Annotated in this window: 15 protein-coding genes, 1 tRNA gene and 2 pseudogenes; 8 read left to right on the forward strand and 10 right to left on the reverse strand. The window is 50.4% G+C overall.

Annotated features, from left to right (window positions below; translation table 11 throughout):
- Window positions 1-310: 310 nt before the first annotated feature.
- Together HRQ87_RS20515 and HRQ87_RS17300 are read right to left on the reverse strand one after the other, a co-directional pair.
- Window positions 311-1,960, reverse strand: a complete 1,650-nt coding sequence (locus HRQ87_RS20515) for a sulfotransferase domain-containing protein (RefSeq protein ID WP_174139701.1) — start codon at window positions 1,958-1,960, stop codon at window positions 311-313.
- Window positions 1,953-5,831, reverse strand: coding sequence for a glycosyltransferase (locus HRQ87_RS17300; protein ID WP_174139702.1), 3,879 nt, complete (start codon window positions 5,829-5,831; stop codon window positions 1,953-1,955). Before HRQ87_RS17300 ends, HRQ87_RS20515 begins: the two co-directional genes overlap by 8 nt.
- A gap of 258 nt (window positions 5,832-6,089) precedes the next feature.
- Between HRQ87_RS17300 and HRQ87_RS20345 the strand changes: the two are divergent.
- The 4 genes and pseudogenes from HRQ87_RS20345 to HRQ87_RS17315 form a co-directional block, all read left to right on the forward strand.
- Window positions 6,090-6,251 (forward strand): annotated as a pseudogene (locus HRQ87_RS20345) (IS6 family transposase); the annotation flags it as partial.
- Window positions 6,252-6,253: 2 nt separating this feature from the next.
- Window positions 6,254-6,556: pseudogene (locus HRQ87_RS17305) on the forward strand (IS21 family transposase); the annotation flags it as partial.
- Window positions 6,546-7,337: an IS21-like element helper ATPase IstB gene (gene istB, locus HRQ87_RS17310; RefSeq protein WP_174139703.1), complete on the forward strand. Its 792-nt coding sequence runs from the start codon at window positions 6,546-6,548 to the stop codon at window positions 7,335-7,337. The pseudogene HRQ87_RS17305 and the gene istB, both read left to right, overlap by 11 nt.
- A 207-nt stretch (window positions 7,338-7,544) precedes the next feature.
- A complete protein-coding gene (locus HRQ87_RS17315) occupies window positions 7,545-7,682 on the forward strand; it encodes a hypothetical protein (protein ID WP_174139704.1) in 138 nt (45 codons plus the stop codon).
- 80 nt (window positions 7,683-7,762) lie between these two features.
- Here the strand turns inward: HRQ87_RS17315 and HRQ87_RS17320 are convergent, their stop codons facing one another.
- The 4 genes from HRQ87_RS17320 to HRQ87_RS17335 all read right to left on the reverse strand — a co-directional run bounded on the left by HRQ87_RS17320 (window position 7,763) and on the right by HRQ87_RS17335 (window position 10,983).
- A complete protein-coding gene (locus HRQ87_RS17320) occupies window positions 7,763-8,260 on the reverse strand; it encodes a hypothetical protein (protein WP_174139705.1) in 498 nt (165 codons plus the stop codon).
- Window positions 8,244-9,185, reverse strand: a complete 942-nt coding sequence (locus HRQ87_RS17325) for a hypothetical protein (RefSeq protein ID WP_174139706.1) — start codon at window positions 9,183-9,185, stop codon at window positions 8,244-8,246. The genes HRQ87_RS17320 and HRQ87_RS17325 overlap by 17 nt, the downstream gene beginning before the upstream one ends.
- Before the next feature lie 176 nt (window positions 9,186-9,361).
- On the reverse strand, window positions 9,362-10,831 hold the full coding sequence (locus tag HRQ87_RS17330; protein WP_174139707.1) for a tyrosine-type recombinase/integrase: 1,470 nt from the start codon (window positions 10,829-10,831) through the stop codon (window positions 9,362-9,364).
- 68 nt (window positions 10,832-10,899) lie between these two features.
- Window positions 10,900-10,983, reverse strand: a tRNA-Tyr gene (locus tag HRQ87_RS17335).
- Window positions 10,984-11,085: 102 nt separating this feature from the next.
- Between HRQ87_RS17335 and rlmB the strand changes: the two genes are divergently transcribed.
- The 3 genes from rlmB to trmB all read left to right on the forward strand — a co-directional run bounded on the left by rlmB (window position 11,086) and on the right by trmB (window position 13,092).
- Entirely contained in the window at window positions 11,086-11,871 is a 786-nt protein-coding gene (gene rlmB / locus HRQ87_RS17340) for a 23S rRNA (guanosine(2251)-2'-O)-methyltransferase RlmB (protein WP_174139708.1), read from the forward strand.
- Window positions 11,871-12,164, forward strand: coding sequence for a hypothetical protein (locus HRQ87_RS17345; RefSeq protein WP_174139709.1), 294 nt, complete (start codon window positions 11,871-11,873; stop codon window positions 12,162-12,164). Before rlmB ends, HRQ87_RS17345 begins: the two co-directional genes overlap by 1 nt.
- Before the next feature lie 214 nt (window positions 12,165-12,378).
- Window positions 12,379-13,092 carry a tRNA (guanosine(46)-N7)-methyltransferase TrmB gene (gene trmB, locus HRQ87_RS17350; RefSeq protein WP_174139710.1) on the forward strand — a complete coding sequence of 238 codons (714 nt, stop codon included), beginning with the start codon at window positions 12,379-12,381 and terminating at the stop codon, window positions 13,090-13,092.
- Between the two features lie 4 nt (window positions 13,093-13,096).
- Here trmB and HRQ87_RS17355 read toward each other — a convergent pair whose 3' ends face one another.
- Window positions 13,097-14,083: a 2-hydroxyacid dehydrogenase gene (locus tag HRQ87_RS17355; protein WP_174139711.1), complete on the reverse strand. Its 987-nt coding sequence runs from the start codon at window positions 14,081-14,083 to the stop codon at window positions 13,097-13,099.
- Between the two features lie 137 nt (window positions 14,084-14,220).
- Between HRQ87_RS17355 and HRQ87_RS17360 the strand changes: the two genes are divergently transcribed.
- Window positions 14,221-14,676, forward strand: a complete 456-nt coding sequence (locus HRQ87_RS17360; RefSeq protein ID WP_174139774.1) for an SH3 domain-containing protein — start codon at window positions 14,221-14,223, stop codon at window positions 14,674-14,676.
- Window positions 14,677-14,691: 15 nt separating this feature from the next.
- Here HRQ87_RS17360 and HRQ87_RS17365 read toward each other — a convergent pair whose 3' ends face one another.
- The 3 genes from HRQ87_RS17365 to flaF form a co-directional block, all read right to left on the reverse strand.
- Entirely contained in the window at window positions 14,692-15,276 is a 585-nt protein-coding gene (locus tag HRQ87_RS17365; RefSeq protein ID WP_343035380.1) for a DUF1217 domain-containing protein, read from the reverse strand.
- A gap of 206 nt (window positions 15,277-15,482) precedes the next feature.
- Complete coding sequence (gene flbT, locus HRQ87_RS17370; protein WP_174139713.1) at window positions 15,483-15,887, reverse strand: flagellar biosynthesis repressor FlbT; 405 nt, start codon at window positions 15,885-15,887, stop codon at window positions 15,483-15,485.
- Window positions 15,884-16,261, reverse strand: coding sequence for a flagellar biosynthesis regulator FlaF (gene flaF, locus HRQ87_RS17375; RefSeq protein WP_174139714.1), 378 nt, complete (start codon window positions 16,259-16,261; stop codon window positions 15,884-15,886). Before flaF ends, flbT begins: the two co-directional genes overlap by 4 nt.
- Window positions 16,262-16,290: the final 29 nt, after the last annotated feature.

Raw genomic sequence — 16,290 nt, forward strand, 5'->3', positions numbered from 1 at the left:
GAACAAAGGTAACCTCAGACATCGACAAACAGGAATTTTGGAAAACAGACATTGACGGATTAGAGAACAGAATCTGCGGGAAGGGGAACTTCGCTGCGGCTGCAAATCAAAATAGCCGGCGCAGCAAAAGAGGACGCTCAAGATACATTTTCGTTCAATTCAGCTCAAGCGCCTAGGTATTTGGCCATTCGCATCGCAGAAACGTGCACGAGCTTCCGTGTTTTAATCCGCCAACGCAACAGAGCCGTAAAAAGCCACCTTGGCACATCGATGCCGCCGGGGCGCGCGCGGTTACATCATCAGTCCCCTCTTATGGCGCTTTGGAAGAGCGTAGATCTATACGCGTTGGGGCGTAATTTAGTGCGTCCGTGGCATTCATCTCTTCAACAGCCGAGACGGCTGCCTTTATATCCATGAAATCAATGTGTTTCATTTGCCAAGGTGCATAGTTCCACCATTCACATGCAAGAAGGCGCTCTATGATCGCCTCATCAAATCGTTTTCTGATCAGCTTTGCGGGCACGCCGCCGACGATTGAATATGGCGGTACGTCCTTGGTGACCACAGCACCCGCACCAATAACAGCCCCATGTCCGATTTCCACCCCTGCAATCACCTTCGCCCCATCCCCAATCCAGACGTCATGACCTATACGCGTACGTTTTTTGACGGCGCGCTTGGCAGCCTCTGAGATCGCAGGGTCTGGAGCATAGCTATCGTATTCGGGCTTCTGCCGATATTTTTCTCCGGTTACGATCTTGAAGTTGGCTTGAAATAGGGCAGGGCTTGTCGAGAGGCCATGAAGCGGATGATCCGTCTGACCGATGTTTACGCCTCTTGCGATCGAACAGTACCTTCCAATGTCAGTCGTGTAGACAAAACCATCCACTCCATACGAAAATGCACCAAATGAACACGGTCCGCGGAAAGAAAGTCGAGAGGTTCGCGCCGGCGGTTCGACCGACAATTCGTGACCCAATGACGGCACAATAGATGGATGACACTCCCAGCCGTGCTGTATCAAGACATCGCGGTTAACGTTATTCAGGGATAGCTGCAGCGGTTGAGGCGACGAAACTCGACTTGGCACATGAGTGATAGGCTTGACTAAGACTTGGTGACTCTTCCGTGTCGCAAAGCTACGCAAAATCTCTGTGTCAGCCTTCCAGGTATCGAGGCGATCACCAAAGCGCCTCTCAAGGCTATTTAATGTGGTTTCATACTGTTCAAGCAAAAAAGCGATGTCACTTGGCCTGATGGGTTGAATGCCCTCGACACCCGTGCTGATCTCATCTTCCTCAATTTGTACAACTGGCCCCTTGTTTGAGGCACCAAATGAGTCTCGATCAAAACCGTCCATGCCTATTGCGAGAAAATCGCATAATCGCCGCGCACCTTCTTCCGGATGTCGAACGATATCGTCCTCAAAGATCAGTATTTCGATCTGCTGGGAGTCAAAAACAGCCTCCCAAGTGGCCAGATGCGCTTCATAAAATCCGATGTCGAGAATGCCGAGGCGCAGCGACGCCTCCCTCAAAGTCTCCGATGGTTTTATCCGATTGCGGACAGCGTGATGCCCAAATGCAGAGATCGCTCGACGAACCGGATGCCTCAAAGAAGCGATAAGGTGTAACTCCTTACCAAGAATGCGCGCGACGCTCTCGGGTATATGGGGATTGTGAGTAGTCGGCGGCTGATCTGGCACACGCGACGCGTTGGCTGACCAAAAGTAACCTGGCGTCTTTTCACCAACCCATCGGTGCTGTGGGCCAGCATCCGCAAAATTCTCAAGATACGGTTGCAGGAGAGCGGGATCTTCGCAGTTGGGCTTGTTGAAGAACAGAAGCTCGACTCGTTTGGGCAAGAACACTTCGGGATGAGTGCGAAGTACGTTATACAACCAAGTCGAACCAGCCTTCTGTGCGCCGATGATCAGAAAGTTGGGTCTTACTTCAGGCATTCGAGGGCTGCAGTAGTGATTTCATGACAAGCGAGTCATATGCTTTGAGCGTTGGTTCGAGCGAGTGGTTTTCAAAGACCCAATCGCGCAGAGCAGTTCCCTCTTTCTGCAGAACCGAACGATTGGTGAGGAGGCGAACAAGAGTGTCTTCCCAAGCCTTGGGTTCATTGCGTACTAGGTGCAGGCCGGTGACGGATTCTTTGCCAACGACTGCTTCGTAACAATGCACCTTAGAGGCGACGACTGGCAACCCGGCTGCTCCGCAGTCCAAGATTTTGAGCCAGGACTTAAACCGGTTGAACTCTGTATCGACAAGCGGTGCAATTGCGAAATCGACAGGTTTCGATTGCTCTCGCAGAAACGACACAAATCGTCCATAGGATTTCTGCTCATTCGGAACTTCAATAACATCAACCCAATCGGGAAGCGCTCTATCGTTTGTGATGCCTATCAGAGAAAGGCGTAGACTTGGGTGGCGACGGCGTACCGCTTCCAGGATCGGGAGAACAAAGTCCAAGTCTTCCGAATGCGTCTTGGTCCCCATGTATAGGATACGCCGGGTTCGTTCCCTCGACTTCGATACGACACCGCCCCAAAGACGCTTCGAAATCAAGTTTGGCACAACCGTTACGTTGGAATTGTAGGGGCGCAAGACCTGAGCAAGTGTCTCTGTCGAGACAGTAAGCCCCACAGCGTTTTCCATAAGCTTCTTAAGATGCGGCGCATAGGCAGCATAAAGGCCATTTGGGTCCTTCCCGGCTGGCACTTCGAGAAGATTGTCGTCGATCTCATAAATGTAGGGGATGTTCTTTTCAGCCGCAGTCGCGATGAACGTACTGATCAGCCGCATCTGAAGAGCAGTTCGCTGAATAATCGCACCTGCGATAGTGCCCATGCGCATATTGGCTAGCAGGCCTTCGGGATCCATCCGTACATAAGTCACCTCACGATCAAGGCTGTTTTTTGTGCGTTCCCACAGTCGGATTTCTGTGGACGCATTCGCAAACTCCAGCGACTTGTCTGCGGGACCGACGACCGCTACCTTCGGAGCTGCTTGGCCGATTCCACCGAGTCGATAGACATCAAGATATTGCGATGCCATCAGACGTCGGGTCTGCCCTGCGCCGCATTCCACTTGCCAATTAAGCGCGGCATTGCTTCGTTTGATCAATTCGGAGCGGTCAGAGACTATATCAAGCAGACAATCAAGAATGTCTTTTGGCTCTTTCTGATCGAGAACCCAGCCGGCGCCGCTGTTTTCGACGCGCATACGCAAGGTCGGGAAATCTAGAACGGCGACCGGCAAGCCTACAGACCACATCTCGGTCAGGGTGTGGCAGAATGTTTCGTCCCAAATCGAAAGAACGGCCCCCAGATGCGGTGCGATGGCGCGCACTTTCTCGCCAAACTGGTCGCGTTGATAGGTGCCATGGATATGTAAGCGCGGGTACTGGCTCGGATCAATCGATCCTTCCTGCAATTTGCCAAGAATATGAAACTCGAGACTTTCACTAACGTCCAGACGGAGGATTTCTGTGATAATGTGAATTCCCTTTGCCCCATTAATGTTACCGGGGATCAGGACCCTTATCGTTTCCCAACTGGAAACTGGTAGAGTTTGAAGCTGCTCCATTCGTGTGAAGTCCCTACCATGAGGAATAACGTGAAACCGTTCCACTGGAACAGTAGGCATGTTTTGCATAACCCTATCATGTGCACTAGTTGAGGTGGTTACAAAGGCATCACAGTGACTTACGGCATCTGCCATTGTGTTGCGCCATCGGTGGACCCATGCGTTCTTGAGCGTGGGAAGTTCACCGGCTTGCCAGAGTTCAGGCACACACGCTCCCTCTGTTTTTGTACATACTCCTTCGCAAAAGACCCCATCATGGTCGATCAACTTGAGGCTAGGGCACAGAGTGTAAAAATCGTGCAGCGAGTAGATAACCCGAGCACCAGCATTCTTCGCTATCTTGGGTAATGACAGGCTGTGCCAACCAAGATGCCGTATGTGGATGACTTCGGCATCAAGTATTGTGAGCCAACTTGCCACAACAGCATCGTATTCGTTTGATTGATGGGTAACCGGTTCGATAGGTTCCAATAATTCGTGTCGCCGTTTGACATTGCCAACGCCATCTTTGTAGTGCGATAGCTCAATAATCCGGGAGTTACACCGCAGCACCCATGTTTCGAAGGTATCAGACAAAGCATCCATGAGATCGGCGTTGGTCTGCGGTGTTCCGCCGGTTTGCGTTGCAATTACAAACAGCGCCCGGGACGTCGCCGCGCTTCCAATATTACAATCCTGTAGAGCCAACCGGCCGCAGAACCGGGCCAGTCGGATCGGTGTCGATGTGTGGAACTTTCGGATAAGTACTTTGTACTCAGGATAGCGTGCATCGACGACTTTGCGCCCTGCGGCCAGGTGTTCGGTCTTTGCTGAACCAAAGCTCTTAGAACGATCGTGAAAAACATATGTTGCATCATCAATGATGTTGATCCAACCATTCCGCATCGCCCGCATGCAAAAGTCGTTCTCTTCGCCGTAACCCCGTGGGAAAGCCTCTGCGTCGAGCGGACCAAGCGTATCGATTGCCTCCCGACGAATGTACATGCAGAAACCGTTTCCCGTCGGAACCTCTGGATATAGCCTTAGGCTCCGTCGACGGAATGCAATGGCGTACGTGATCTCGTCAACGCCAGCGGGTAGACCGTTGTCGTTGCCGATGTTAGGCGCCGAAAACGCCCCCGCGCGATCGGACATGGCAGTGACGGTCGCAATGTTCGATCGGGAATAGGCTGCGGCCATCATGCCCTCGATCCAGCGCGGCGTTACTCGAGCGTCAGAGTTTAGTGCGACGACATCGGCATCGCCGGCTTCTTCAAAGCCACGATTCACAGTTCGGGTAAAACCAATGTTTTCGTCGTTGGAAAGGACCCTGAAACGCGGGTCGTTCTGGAGACTTGTTAGTATTGCATCAATGCGGTGATCTGTGGAGCAATCATCGATCAAAATGATCTTTATGTTGTCTGGTGTGTAGGCTTTCAGGCGAGCGATACAAACTTCCAAGTCATCAGCCGCATTGTATATTGGCACGATTACTTTGGGAAGACGTGCATCTTCGAGCGCTGGTCTTTCGGGTGGCAAGAAGCGTCCGTCGCTTCGTAAATGCGGCACGACCGCTTTCCGTTCCATGCGACTATCATCGGGCAGAACGATTGTGACGGTATGTTCACCAGGTTCGAGAAATTGTAGGGGGAGGTCCATCTCGAACCCGCCGACACCATCGCTGAGCCCTTTTCTCCGCAGATCCTCTCGGGAAACATCTGTTCGAGCTTTTTCGTAGAATATGCCGTCTAAAAAAACAGAAACCTCGAAAACATATCCCCGGTTGTTTTGATCAACAGCCCAGCCTCCAAGTCTTTCGGCCGTGGCAACATCAATATGGCATCTATAGTCTCGATGGCGTTCAAGACTGCGGCATTCTTCCCGCCCAAACTGAACGTAGTGCTCGAGTGGATTCAGTCCAGAATCAGCAACATCTGGATTGGCTTCAAGATACCTGGTCGTGGAGAAATCCTCCGACGGATCGAGGCCAGCTCGCCATCCAGTGGTAAGATAGTGCTGAAGCGCCTTTCGATCTGTCACGTCAGGCAATTCCGAGGCGGCTCTATAAAAACTTGGATCGAAAAGATCCCAATAGGCATTCGGTTTCTGGCCAACAACATAAACACCGTCTACCGGCGCCTCGAACTCGCGTTCGACATTAAAAATGCGCTTGAACAACCTTCTCGCCATTAGCACGTTTCCATTTTTTTGGTTGTAGCGGTCGTACAGGTGTCCGTATTCGGAGGCAAGAGGTCTCATTGTCTGACGTCAGCGCTTACGCTGAGTCAGGAAATTGTCGCAGCCAAAGCCATTGTCATGGTCACGTAATTCGTGAGACTCGCGAATGATTTTCTCGTTTGTTTCCAGCGGCGACTTGGTAAGGTTAACTTTAGTACGGTAAAGTTATTTTTGAGATGGTAACTCTAACCGTGAGACAATTTTCAGTGTGGATAACTTTAGATGGGACTGTTGCATTAACCTGGCGTGTCAGCGAGATCTTTGCTTTTGAGGTTCGCCATGCCACGCAAATCCCCGTTCAAACATCATCGCTTTCCGAAAGAGGTCATTCTGTGTGCGGTGCGGTGGTATCTGCGGTATCCACTGTCTTATCAGGATGTTGTCGATCTGCTGGCCGAGCGCGATGTCGCGGTTGATCGCTCCACGGTGTATCGTTGGGTGTCCGCCACCTGCAAGACCACATGCTTCGTAAGGAAGGCGGTGACAGAGAAATGGTCGATATCCTGTCTCTGGTTTTACACCACGACGAAAGCGCCGTTTTGCGAGCCGTCAAGCTGGCTTTGGAGGCCGGGGTGCCAACCAAGACGCATATCTTGAACTTGCTGCACAGGCTGATTGACCGCAAACCGACAAACCTTCCAGAGATCGACCCACCAGATGCTCTCGCTTTGGAAACAGCACCGAAGGCAAACGTAGATCGGTATGACGATCTCAGGCAGACAGGAGGCAAGCGCAATGCGTCATGATCCTGCAGGAGCTTCCATCATCATCATGCTGCGCAGTCTAAAGCTGCACCGCATGGCGCACGCGGTCGATGATCTGGTTGCACAAGGTGCGCCAGCGTTTGATGCCGCCACACCCATGTTGTCCCAACTGCTCAAAGCGGAGATGGCAGAACGGGAGGTGCGTTCGATTGCCTATCACACCAAGGTGGCGCGCTTCCCATCGTACAAAGACCTCGCTGGCTTTGACTTTACGTCGAGCGACATCAACGAGGCCACCGTCCGACAACTTCATCGTGGTGAGTTCATAGAGAATGCGGAAAACGTCGTCCTAATTGGTGGACCTGGCACCGGCAAAAGCCATATCGCTACGGCTATCGGCGTTCAGGCGATCGAGCATCACAGGCGCAAGGTGCGCTTCTACTCAACCGTTGAATTGGTCAACGCGTTGGAGCAAGAAAAGGCCCTTGGAAAGGCCGGGAAATTGGCTGAGATGCTCACCAAGATCGACTTGGTCATCCTAGATGAACTTGGCTACCTGCCGTTCAGCCCGTCCGGCGGCGCACTGCTATTCCACCTTCTGAGCAAACTCTACGAGCGCACCAGCGTCGTCATCACGACCAACTTCAGCTTCAGTGAATGGGCGCAGGTCTTTGGCGATGCTAAGATGACAACAGCACTGCTCGACCGGCTCACGCACCGTTGCCACATCCTCGAAACCGGCAACGACAGCTACCGCTTCAAAGCCAGCTCAGAGGCCGCAAAGAAAACAACAAAGGAGACGCCAACATTGACCAAACCCTAACTGCTGATAAACAATAAAGGCGGGTCAAATCTCGGTGACAATACCGGGTCAGTTCTCAATGACATTCAACAAGCGTTTCTCGCTGCGACAGCCCAAGCGCAAGCAGAGGCCAACAAGATAGCACAGCGGGCTGGTATCGACCTTGCAAAGGAAAAGGGTGATCGGTTCCGTGGGCGTAAACCATCTTATGATCGCGCTACGTTCGAGGTGGCGCTGAGTCTGCTGGGTCTTGGCAACGGTCCCAGTGCTGTGTCCAAGCAAACAGGGTTGTCACGCCAGACTCTGATCCGCATTCGTGATGAACCTGCTGCTGCGGCTGCGGCGATGGAACGGTGGGGGCTGTAAAATACGTGATGGACCGTCCTAATTGGTCACGCCAATTCCGAATGGATAATCCTGCCATCGTCGTTTTACATTGATCTACCTTAACTGTTCCCCGAACTCCGAAAGTAACTATCACGTCGGATAGTCGCAGAAATTGAAAAAGGTAGGACGAACGCAATTGCCATTGAAAGTGTCGTGAAAAATGAAAAGGCGGCACCGACACCGAAGTACCATCTGGAGTTGGGGGAAAAATCTGCCAACGCCATAAATACAATGCCAAGAACAACGGTGAGTAACAGAGTAGCTACTGACAATTTTTGCCTTAATATCGTTCGTTCATTTTCCCAGTCTATATCTTCCTCGATCCCTCGACGTGTTTCAGCCCTTGGAACAACGTTATCGGAAACCTTTACTTGATTCGAAGCTAGGGTGATTAACGACAGCGACAGTCCGAAAATAATACTTATTGAAGTTACAATCGTACTAGCCACGGCCAAAATTGTACTGGGTGTCGAATATGCAAACTTACCAACGGCAATTGCGACGATCACGACCGCAACAAATGCGGTAAGGTTGCGGATGTCATTGCTGCTTTTCATTCAACAATTCCCTTTGAACGTCGTGGTAGTATTTCACCATTTTAGCATGTGCGTCCTTCACATCGAACGTTGAACCCTCAACTTCAACATCCACTTCTCGCATTCTAAGTAGTGACCCACTTCTGATAGGTGTATTATCGTTTAGGATGATGGTGTAAGCATTAACGTCTTCGTCGTTTACCACTTCCACGGCTACTGAGTCCAGCCATTCGTTCTTGTCTTGTTCTACAACGCCAACTCCTCCTTTGTTGAAGAACCTACTATTCTTCACAGAAATAGAAGCGACGTTTTCGCGGCGACGTTTGATAGCGTTCCCACGATCCGCAGAACCAAACATCTTACTAAGAACGTTGCTTTGAACTGTCTTAGGCAAAGAACCGATCAAGACAGTGGCATCCAAATCGACTTGTTTGACACCAACCTTATTGATGCTCTCAAGAACATTTCCTCTTGGGATATCTGCGAAGTTAAAGGATGTCGTGTGTGGGATAACGCCTGCATTGACTGCGAGATCGTATATTACACCGCAAAGGTAATTCTTTCGCTTTCCAATTCCGCACGAAATTACCATGTCGCCTACAGCGAACAACACCGTATTACTGTCCAAATATTCCTCTCCGTCGGACGCTGACTGGGTCCCAAACCCAAGTTCTTCGTGAGAACTATCGAATGAAATCGTGCTTATTTCCGCGTCTTTGTGGAACGAACTGAACACGGCACCAGTGCCTGTATTGCTTGGGTGTTTAAGAAATTTGGAAATCGCCACAGAAGCGTCCGTCGAACTCGGTGCTTCAAAAATTCGGTCTGAGTGAAGTGGCAATCGCTCCTGCAATTGCTCCAAAATCTGTTCAAAGGTAATTTCGGTATGATCGGTAAACGCTACACGATAGGCAACCAGCTTCATTTTCCGTTTTTTATTAACCATTCGCTAGTTCCCAATAATATATAAAACTCTAGCAACCTTAGGGTGAGGCGGGGTCATACTTCAATATGTTGAAAGCACATCATTGCAATGGGACCACCAAGCTCTCCTTCCCGTAAAGCGGTAGGCGACTAACATGTCCTTGCAACTTTTCAGCTTACCGTCAGGGTTTCTTTGCATCATTCATCATCGGCCAGCCCATCGTCGTAATAATCATCGGTGTCAGGATAGATTACGGTTGGATCGGTAGCGTTGACCCACTTACGTTTCTTGAAAAACTCTGGACCGTCATCATAGTGATTCAACGAACCACCTTCGGCGTGTCCAAGGATTGCACGACGGATATCAGGGTTAGCACCTGCACGTCGCATCGCGTTCGAGAATGTTGACCTAAGCGAATACAACACCTTCTTCGGTTCAGAAATAGGTGGGTCCATAAAGTCACGTATCAGGCGTCTGAAGTTGTAGCGAACAGGTTCGACCTGATCAGTCTTCAATGTCCTGAACGTCTCCAACCCACCACTGGCCATGAATGCAGGGAAGTCTGCAAGGGCAGGGTGCAGTGGAACGGTTCTATGTGACGATGGTGTCTTGGATTCACGTACTTTGATCCATTCGTCCGTAACGTCTTTTGACTCTAGCCTGACGACCTCTATGGGTCGCAGGCAACTGAATGCCATCACACGACAGACCATATGGATGGCAATACGCCGTTCATCCCTAAGGCCACGTTTGGGTGAACCCCAATGCTCTTCCATGGCCTCCAGCAGCCGCTTCATTTCCAAGGGGGGATACGGAATACACTTTCTTTCATGTACTGATCGCTTGTCCCTTTTCAGGACCACAGATGGCACTGGGTTGTTCTCAATCAGTTCTTCGTCGATTGCGTATTTAAACATGCCCCTAATGGGCGTGAAGACAGACGATAAGGACGATGGCATCATGATCGCTGACTGCTGGTCCCTGAACCGTCTCAGCGACACTGACGTGACGTGTGAGATTGGTAAGTCACCCATGAAATCAGTCAGCTTCTTGATGTTGCCACGGTATTTGCGGCGAACGCCAGTTCTGCTCTCGTTTTCGTTGTAGTAACGTTCGGCGACAGCAGTGATGGTATTCGGGTCACCAGCGATTTCAGAAATACGGCGTTCTAACTTCGTCTTCACCATATCAAACTCTAGCCGCTTATCTGGATCGGTAGGGACAATTATGTGGGAACTGAATGATGCTTCTAGAATTGCGCGGTATCGGGCTAACTGATCTTGTTTGTCAAACTCAGGGTTCTGATCGGCGGCTTTCAACCTAGCGACCGCAGCGTCTAATGGATCGAAGTCGTCGGGAAGAATCCTGGCTTCTTGTGCCATGATCATTCCAGCCACCTTGGGTGCCATGGATTTGGCTTCGGTTGCCTCCCTAACGTTCGCGGCTGTATCAGGGTGGTCCAGTGACGCGATGAGTGCATCATCCTCTTCGGCCCATTCAGTTACCATTGCCACAGCCTTCTGGTAGCTCACATTTCCGCAGGGACGATTCCAGTATTCCTCACCCAATGTCTTTTGATGCTTCTTTGGAACACGACGACGATAGGCCCATGACCCATTGTTGTTCTTCAGGTGCTTGACGGACTTGGTGGCATATGGTGCCTTCATGTGTCTAAAAATACGCCCCTTAGTAGAAGTATACTCAGTAAAAAAAGGATTTCAATGATTTGGTGAAGTGGTGGGCGACCCTGGAATCGAACCAGGCGTGCGTCTCCGCGAGGGAGTTACAGTCCCCTGCCACACCTTGCGGCCTGTCGCCCAAACTAGACGGCTGGATAACGCCGTGCCCATATGCCGTCAACAGGAAAATCGCTTGAATTGTTTGATCCGGACAAGCAGGAAGGGGGCAAAGGGCAGGTGATATGAAAAAACCAAAATGGGTCGTGCAAAAAGAACAAGCAAAACGCATAGCGGCATCGGAAACGGTTTGGTTATTCGGGCTGCACGCTGTTCGGGACGCGTTGCTTAATCCACGGCGTGAAAAACTGCGGTTGATCCTAACGCGGAATGCTATGGACCGGCTGGGCGATGCAGTGGCAACAGGTGGGATAGAACCTGAAATATCGGACCCGCGCAAATTCGCAGCGCCCCTTGATCCACAATCTGTGCACCAAGGGGCTGCGCTGGAAGTTAAGCCACTGAACTGGGGATCGCTGGACGAATGCTGTCTTGGCGAAGGGCGTATGCCGCCCCGTGTTGTGCTGTTGGATCGCGTGACTGACCCTCATAATGTCGGGGCCATTCTAAGGTCAGCGGAAGTGTTTGGCGCGCAGGCGGTTATTGGAACCTTGCGCAATTCTGCACCGGAAACGGGCGCTTTGGCGAAAACGGCAAGTGGCGCGTTGGAGCGCCAACCCTATTTGCGGGTGCGCAATCTGGCGGATACAATGGTCAAGCTTCAGGATATGGGATTCATCGTTTTAGCCTTGGATGGTGAGGCTGACGAGACAATAGACGCAGCGATGGTCGGTATATTTGATAAGCCGATTGCACTGGTGTTGGGCGCCGAAGGACCGGGCTTGCGGGAGAAAACCAAAGAAATAGCGGATAAATTAGTAAAAATAGATGCATTTGGTGAATTTGGATCTTTGAACGTCTCAAATGCGGCGGCGGTATCCCTATATGCAAGTATAAGGAAGGATATTTGATGCCCACAACCAAAGTTGCCAAATGTTGTTATTGCGGAACCAAGGCTGCCCTTGTTCTTTCAGGACGTCATCGTCACGAACTGGCCTGCTCGGCCTGTGGTGCACCGTTGCATGATTTGAAGATAATGCCCAAAAATCATGGCGGTAAGTCCACCAAGGCTTATGGCACTCCGCGGAACAGGAAATATACTGAACCAGCCGAGCGGCCGCAAAGAAGACGTCGCAAAAAGAAAGGCTTAGCCCACCGCTTCTTTGAAGAAGCCTTTGATTTGGTCGAAGATATTTTCGATTAACGGCGTACGGCGCGTTAACATCTTGTTCACAGGTATATTACATTCTCTTTAACTATAGAACGACATGCCTATGTTCTTTTAATAGAAACACAAGTTCGGAACCCTTGTGTTTTACTTTACTGTCCCTCGTTCCGTGACTTGCGCCCGAGCTTTCTCGGGCGCTTTTTTCCATTATGTTGCAGTTGTCTTTTGAAACCGCTAGGACAGCAGCGCAATGACCCAAGGCAATCATTCATCCGGCGCACCTTGGCGCAATTTTTATGGCCGTTTCAAGGGTAAGGGCTTGCGCGATCAGCAGCAAGATATGCTGGATGATGATCTGGCGGCGCTGTCACCGGGTCTGATTGATTGGGATGAAAATCCAGATCGTATCAATCTTGATTTGAAAACCATATTCGGGACTACTGATGTTTGGCTGGAAATCGGTTTTGGCGGTGGCGAACATCTGGTGCATCAGGCTGCGCAAAATCCGAACAAAGGGTTAATAGGTTGCGAGCCTTATATCAACGGCGTCGCAATGTTGCTGGGCAAGGTGCGCAAAGCTGAAATCAGTAATTTGCGTATTTATCCAGGCGATGTGCGTCATTTATTTGACGTCTTGCCCGATGCAAGCATTGCCAAGGCTTTTTTACTGTACCCCGACCCTTGGCCTAAGAAACGTCATCATCGGCGCCGCTTTGTAACGCCCGATTATCTTGCGCCGTTGTCGCGGGTGGTGAAAAAAGGGGGTGCTTTGCGCGTTGCCACAGATATTCCGGATTATGTGCGACAAACGCTGGAACAGGTGCCGCGGCACGGATTTGAATGGCAGGCAGAAAAACCGTCAGATTGGCGCATTGCCTGGCATGATTGGGTTTCAACACGTTACGAACAGAAGGCGCTTCGCGAGGGCAGGACACCCCATTACCTGACTTTTATCCGGTGCTAAGCTATCAAAGCATCGCAGGAACGACTTGATCCGGCGGCCTGTGACCATCTTCGAACGTCTTAATATTTATGATGACTTTTTCGCCCATCTCAACGCGGCCCTCATAGGTGGCTGACCCCATATGAGGCAGAAGAACGACGTTATTAAGCTGACGCAAACGCGGGTTAATGTCCGGCCCGCGTTCAAAAACATCTAAACCCGCACCTGCAATATCACCGCTGCGCAAAAGTCGTGTCAGAGCATTTTCATCGACAACTTCGCCGCGCGATGTATTCACGATAACGGCGGTGGGTTTCATCAACTTCAATCGGCGCGCGTTCATCAGATGAAATGTTGACGGGGTGTGGGGGCAATTTACTGAAATGATATCCATACGGCTGACCATCTGGTCCAGACTGTCCCAATATGTCGCGCCAAGATCGTCTTCGATTTCGGGCCGCAACTTTTGCCGGTTGTGATAATGGACCTGCATGCCAAATGCTTTTGCCCGCCGCGCGACGGCTTGGCCGATCCGCCCCATACCCAGAATTCCCAAGCGCCGGCCGCCAGCGCGTGCACCCAGAAGCGCGTTTGGGGCCCAACCGGACCATTCGCCCGACTGCATCAAGGCCAATCCTTCTGGAATGCGGCGCGTGACTGCCAGAATAAGGGCCATGGTCATATCGGCAGTATCGTCGGTGACGACATCGGATGTATTCGACACCAAAATACCGCGTTGTCGCGCAGTTTGAATATCGACGTGATCAATGCCCGCCCCATAATTTGCGATCAGCTTCAGCCGATCACTGGCTTGCCCAATCATACCGGCATCAATATTATCAGTTACAGTGGGCACCAAAACATCTGCCCGCTGCATTGCCAGGACGATTTCATCTCTGGTCATCGGCGTGTCTGCGCTGCGCAATTCTGTGTCAAAAAGTTCAGACATCCTTTTTTCAACAGCTTCCGGCAACTGTCGCGTCACGACAACACTTAGGCGTTGTGCTGGCATATTGGCTTCCCCATCTTTTCTAAATAGCAATTTCATGACAAGTTAGCACTTAGAACGAAGGGCACCAGAACCTTTTGCAAAATACGGGCATAAGACAGTTGAGATGTAAGCAGTCTTTTTTGGTCATCATTTTTGTTATGCTTTTGCACGGGGTTGCATTTGCAGAACGTGGTCCTGTGACAAACCTACCATTACCGCGGTATGTTTCATTGAAAGCATCTGAAGGCAATGTCAGGCGGGGGCCGTCTTTGACACATCGTATCGACTGGGTTTTCAAAAGGCGGGACATGCCGCTTTTGATCACCGCAGAACACGGTCATTGGCGCCGGGTTGAGGATCGCGATGGTGCGGGGGGATGGGTGCACTACACTCTGCTGTCTGGCAATCGGACCGTTATTGTCGAAAAAGATATGCTTGACCTGCGTGCGAAACCCAATGAAACGGCCCCTGTTGTTGCAAATCTTGAATTGGGTGTGATTGCAAACCTTGTAAAGTGTAACGAAACTTGGTGCCGGCTGAGCGCAGACGGATATAAAGGATGGGTCAGTAGGGAAGACCTTTGGGGCATCGCAAACGGTGAAAACGGCAACTAGGTTCTGCCTTGTTGATCAAAAACCTTGTAGTAATGTCAAAGCGATTGAAGCAGGTGAGGTTGCATTGATGGATGCATTAATTTCTGACCTGACTAGAAATTGCCGGATAAGGTCGTTTTGTGTTTCGTTATTTGCAAAGTCAGATATGTCACTTGTGCCAAATCTTTGCTGACTTTTGTCTTTAAAAACCTCAAGCTGTCTGTCTAAGTCGAGCTGTGAAAAAGACGATGGCAAACCTAATGCTGTTTCAAAAACAGTTCTAAGAGGCGGGCTGCCCATAATTGAAAACCATTTGCTGTCATTTGATCGATCCGCCTGCGCAATTTGCTTAATTTCGCCTTCCGCATTCAAGGCAAGACGCATGTCTTCGTTTTGATCACCAATGGCTATTTCAAACTGCTTCTTTTCATAAAGTGCCACAGTTGTATCAGCAAAATCCGGTCTTTCAGTATTTGGACCAGCTAGATTTGCAAATCCAAAAGCATCTGAAAAGGCAGCATATCTTTTGTCAGCAAGCCTGTTTGCAAGTGCTGTATCTGACGTTGTTCCGTCTTCAAGCACCTTTTTGATGAAATAGGTGTTATTTATATCGTCGTCCAACCCAAAGGCGCCCAAAGCGACCTCTAAAAGGCGGCGATCTGCGACCAGATCATCTGCAGTTTTAACATCAGCGATTTTTTCAGCGAAATAGTCGGTTTTTCTGGATATTTCTGCCGAGTTTTCAAAGTTTTCACGTTGGCTGTCCATGGTTCTTTCCAGGAACAGCCAGCCTGTATAGCCGGTTGTCGGGACAATCGGCGTAAAACTCATGATTGGCAAACCGCAAATAGACGGTCTTCACGTGGTAACAGCCCGCGTAGTGATTTTAAGCATTGGTAATACTGCTCTGACAAAACAGCTTGTGTTGCAGCATCTAACTTTTTGCCGCTATCATAATCTGTCAGAACCTGGCTCAATTGCTCAATACCGTTCAAAAGCTGTCCGCGCGCGTCGCTTGGATCTGCATCGCCTGACAAGATCAGTTGGGCAATATAACACACACGGCGAACCGGGGTTTTTGCGTCTTCGGGATGGATTGCGTCACGCAAACGCAGAATATTCGCATTTGGGGTCACGACCGAAAGTTTGCTGCGTCGGTCACCGTTTTCGATGACAGCACCATTGATCAAAACTCTCTCGTTAGGGCCCAGTTTTAGTACAAGACCACTCATTGTGCTCTCTCTTTCTGACGCAATCCGCGCATGACTGATGCATTGATATCGATAAGGGCATCTACGCTGGCTTCACCGTTCAATACCTTGCGGCTGTGAAGTTGGGTAAATTCAGCCAAATAAAAGATATTGGCGCGTAACTCTTTCGGAAGTGCATTATCATTACCCGCAACGTCACTGGCCAAAAGCGTCCATAGCCGTCTGTTATCATGAATGGCCTGGGCAAGAGGTTTGATAGTACCTGTATTCGATGCCGCAGCTGATTTCAGCTGCCGGGTCACTTTTGCAAATGCATCATATTCAGTGCTGCGGTCCGTACGAATTGGCGTAGAAACTGACGAATAAGCAAATTGGGCCTGTTGAAGAGCGTTCACGATGCATCCTTCCGATGGATAAACTGCTG

It is taken from the genome of Parasulfitobacter algicola (assembly GCF_013315265.1).
GTDB lineage: Bacteria > Pseudomonadota > Alphaproteobacteria > Rhodobacterales > Rhodobacteraceae > Parasulfitobacter > Parasulfitobacter algicola.

Excerpts from the sequence above, each read along its gene's own strand:
- HRQ87_RS20515 (WP_174139701.1), bottom strand. The coding sequence starts at position 1,960 with ATGCCTGAAGTAAGACCCAACTTTCTGATCATCGGCGCACAGAAGGCT.
- HRQ87_RS17300 (WP_174139702.1), bottom strand. The coding sequence starts at position 5,831 with ATGAGACCTCTTGCCTCCGAATACGGACACCTGTACGACCGCTACAAC.
- istB (WP_174139703.1), top strand. The coding sequence starts at position 6,546 with ATGCGTCATGATCCTGCAGGAGCTTCCATCATCATCATGCTGCGCAGT.
- HRQ87_RS17320 (WP_174139705.1), bottom strand. The coding sequence starts at position 8,260 with ATGAAAAGCAGCAATGACATCCGCAACCTTACCGCATTTGTTGCGGTC.
- HRQ87_RS17325 (WP_174139706.1), bottom strand. The coding sequence starts at position 9,185 with ATGGTTAATAAAAAACGGAAAATGAAGCTGGTTGCCTATCGTGTAGCG.
- HRQ87_RS17330 (WP_174139707.1), bottom strand. The coding sequence starts at position 10,831 with ATGAAGGCACCATATGCCACCAAGTCCGTCAAGCACCTGAAGAACAAC.
- rlmB (WP_174139708.1), top strand. The coding sequence starts at position 11,086 with ATGAAAAAACCAAAATGGGTCGTGCAAAAAGAACAAGCAAAACGCATA.
- HRQ87_RS17345 (WP_174139709.1), top strand. The coding sequence starts at position 11,871 with ATGCCCACAACCAAAGTTGCCAAATGTTGTTATTGCGGAACCAAGGCT.
- trmB (WP_174139710.1), top strand. The coding sequence starts at position 12,379 with ATGACCCAAGGCAATCATTCATCCGGCGCACCTTGGCGCAATTTTTAT.
- HRQ87_RS17355 (WP_174139711.1), bottom strand. The coding sequence starts at position 14,083 with ATGCCAGCACAACGCCTAAGTGTTGTCGTGACGCGACAGTTGCCGGAA.
- HRQ87_RS17360 (WP_174139774.1), top strand. The coding sequence starts at position 14,221 with ATGCTTTTGCACGGGGTTGCATTTGCAGAACGTGGTCCTGTGACAAAC.
- flbT (WP_174139713.1), bottom strand. The coding sequence starts at position 15,887 with ATGAGTGGTCTTGTACTAAAACTGGGCCCTAACGAGAGAGTTTTGATC.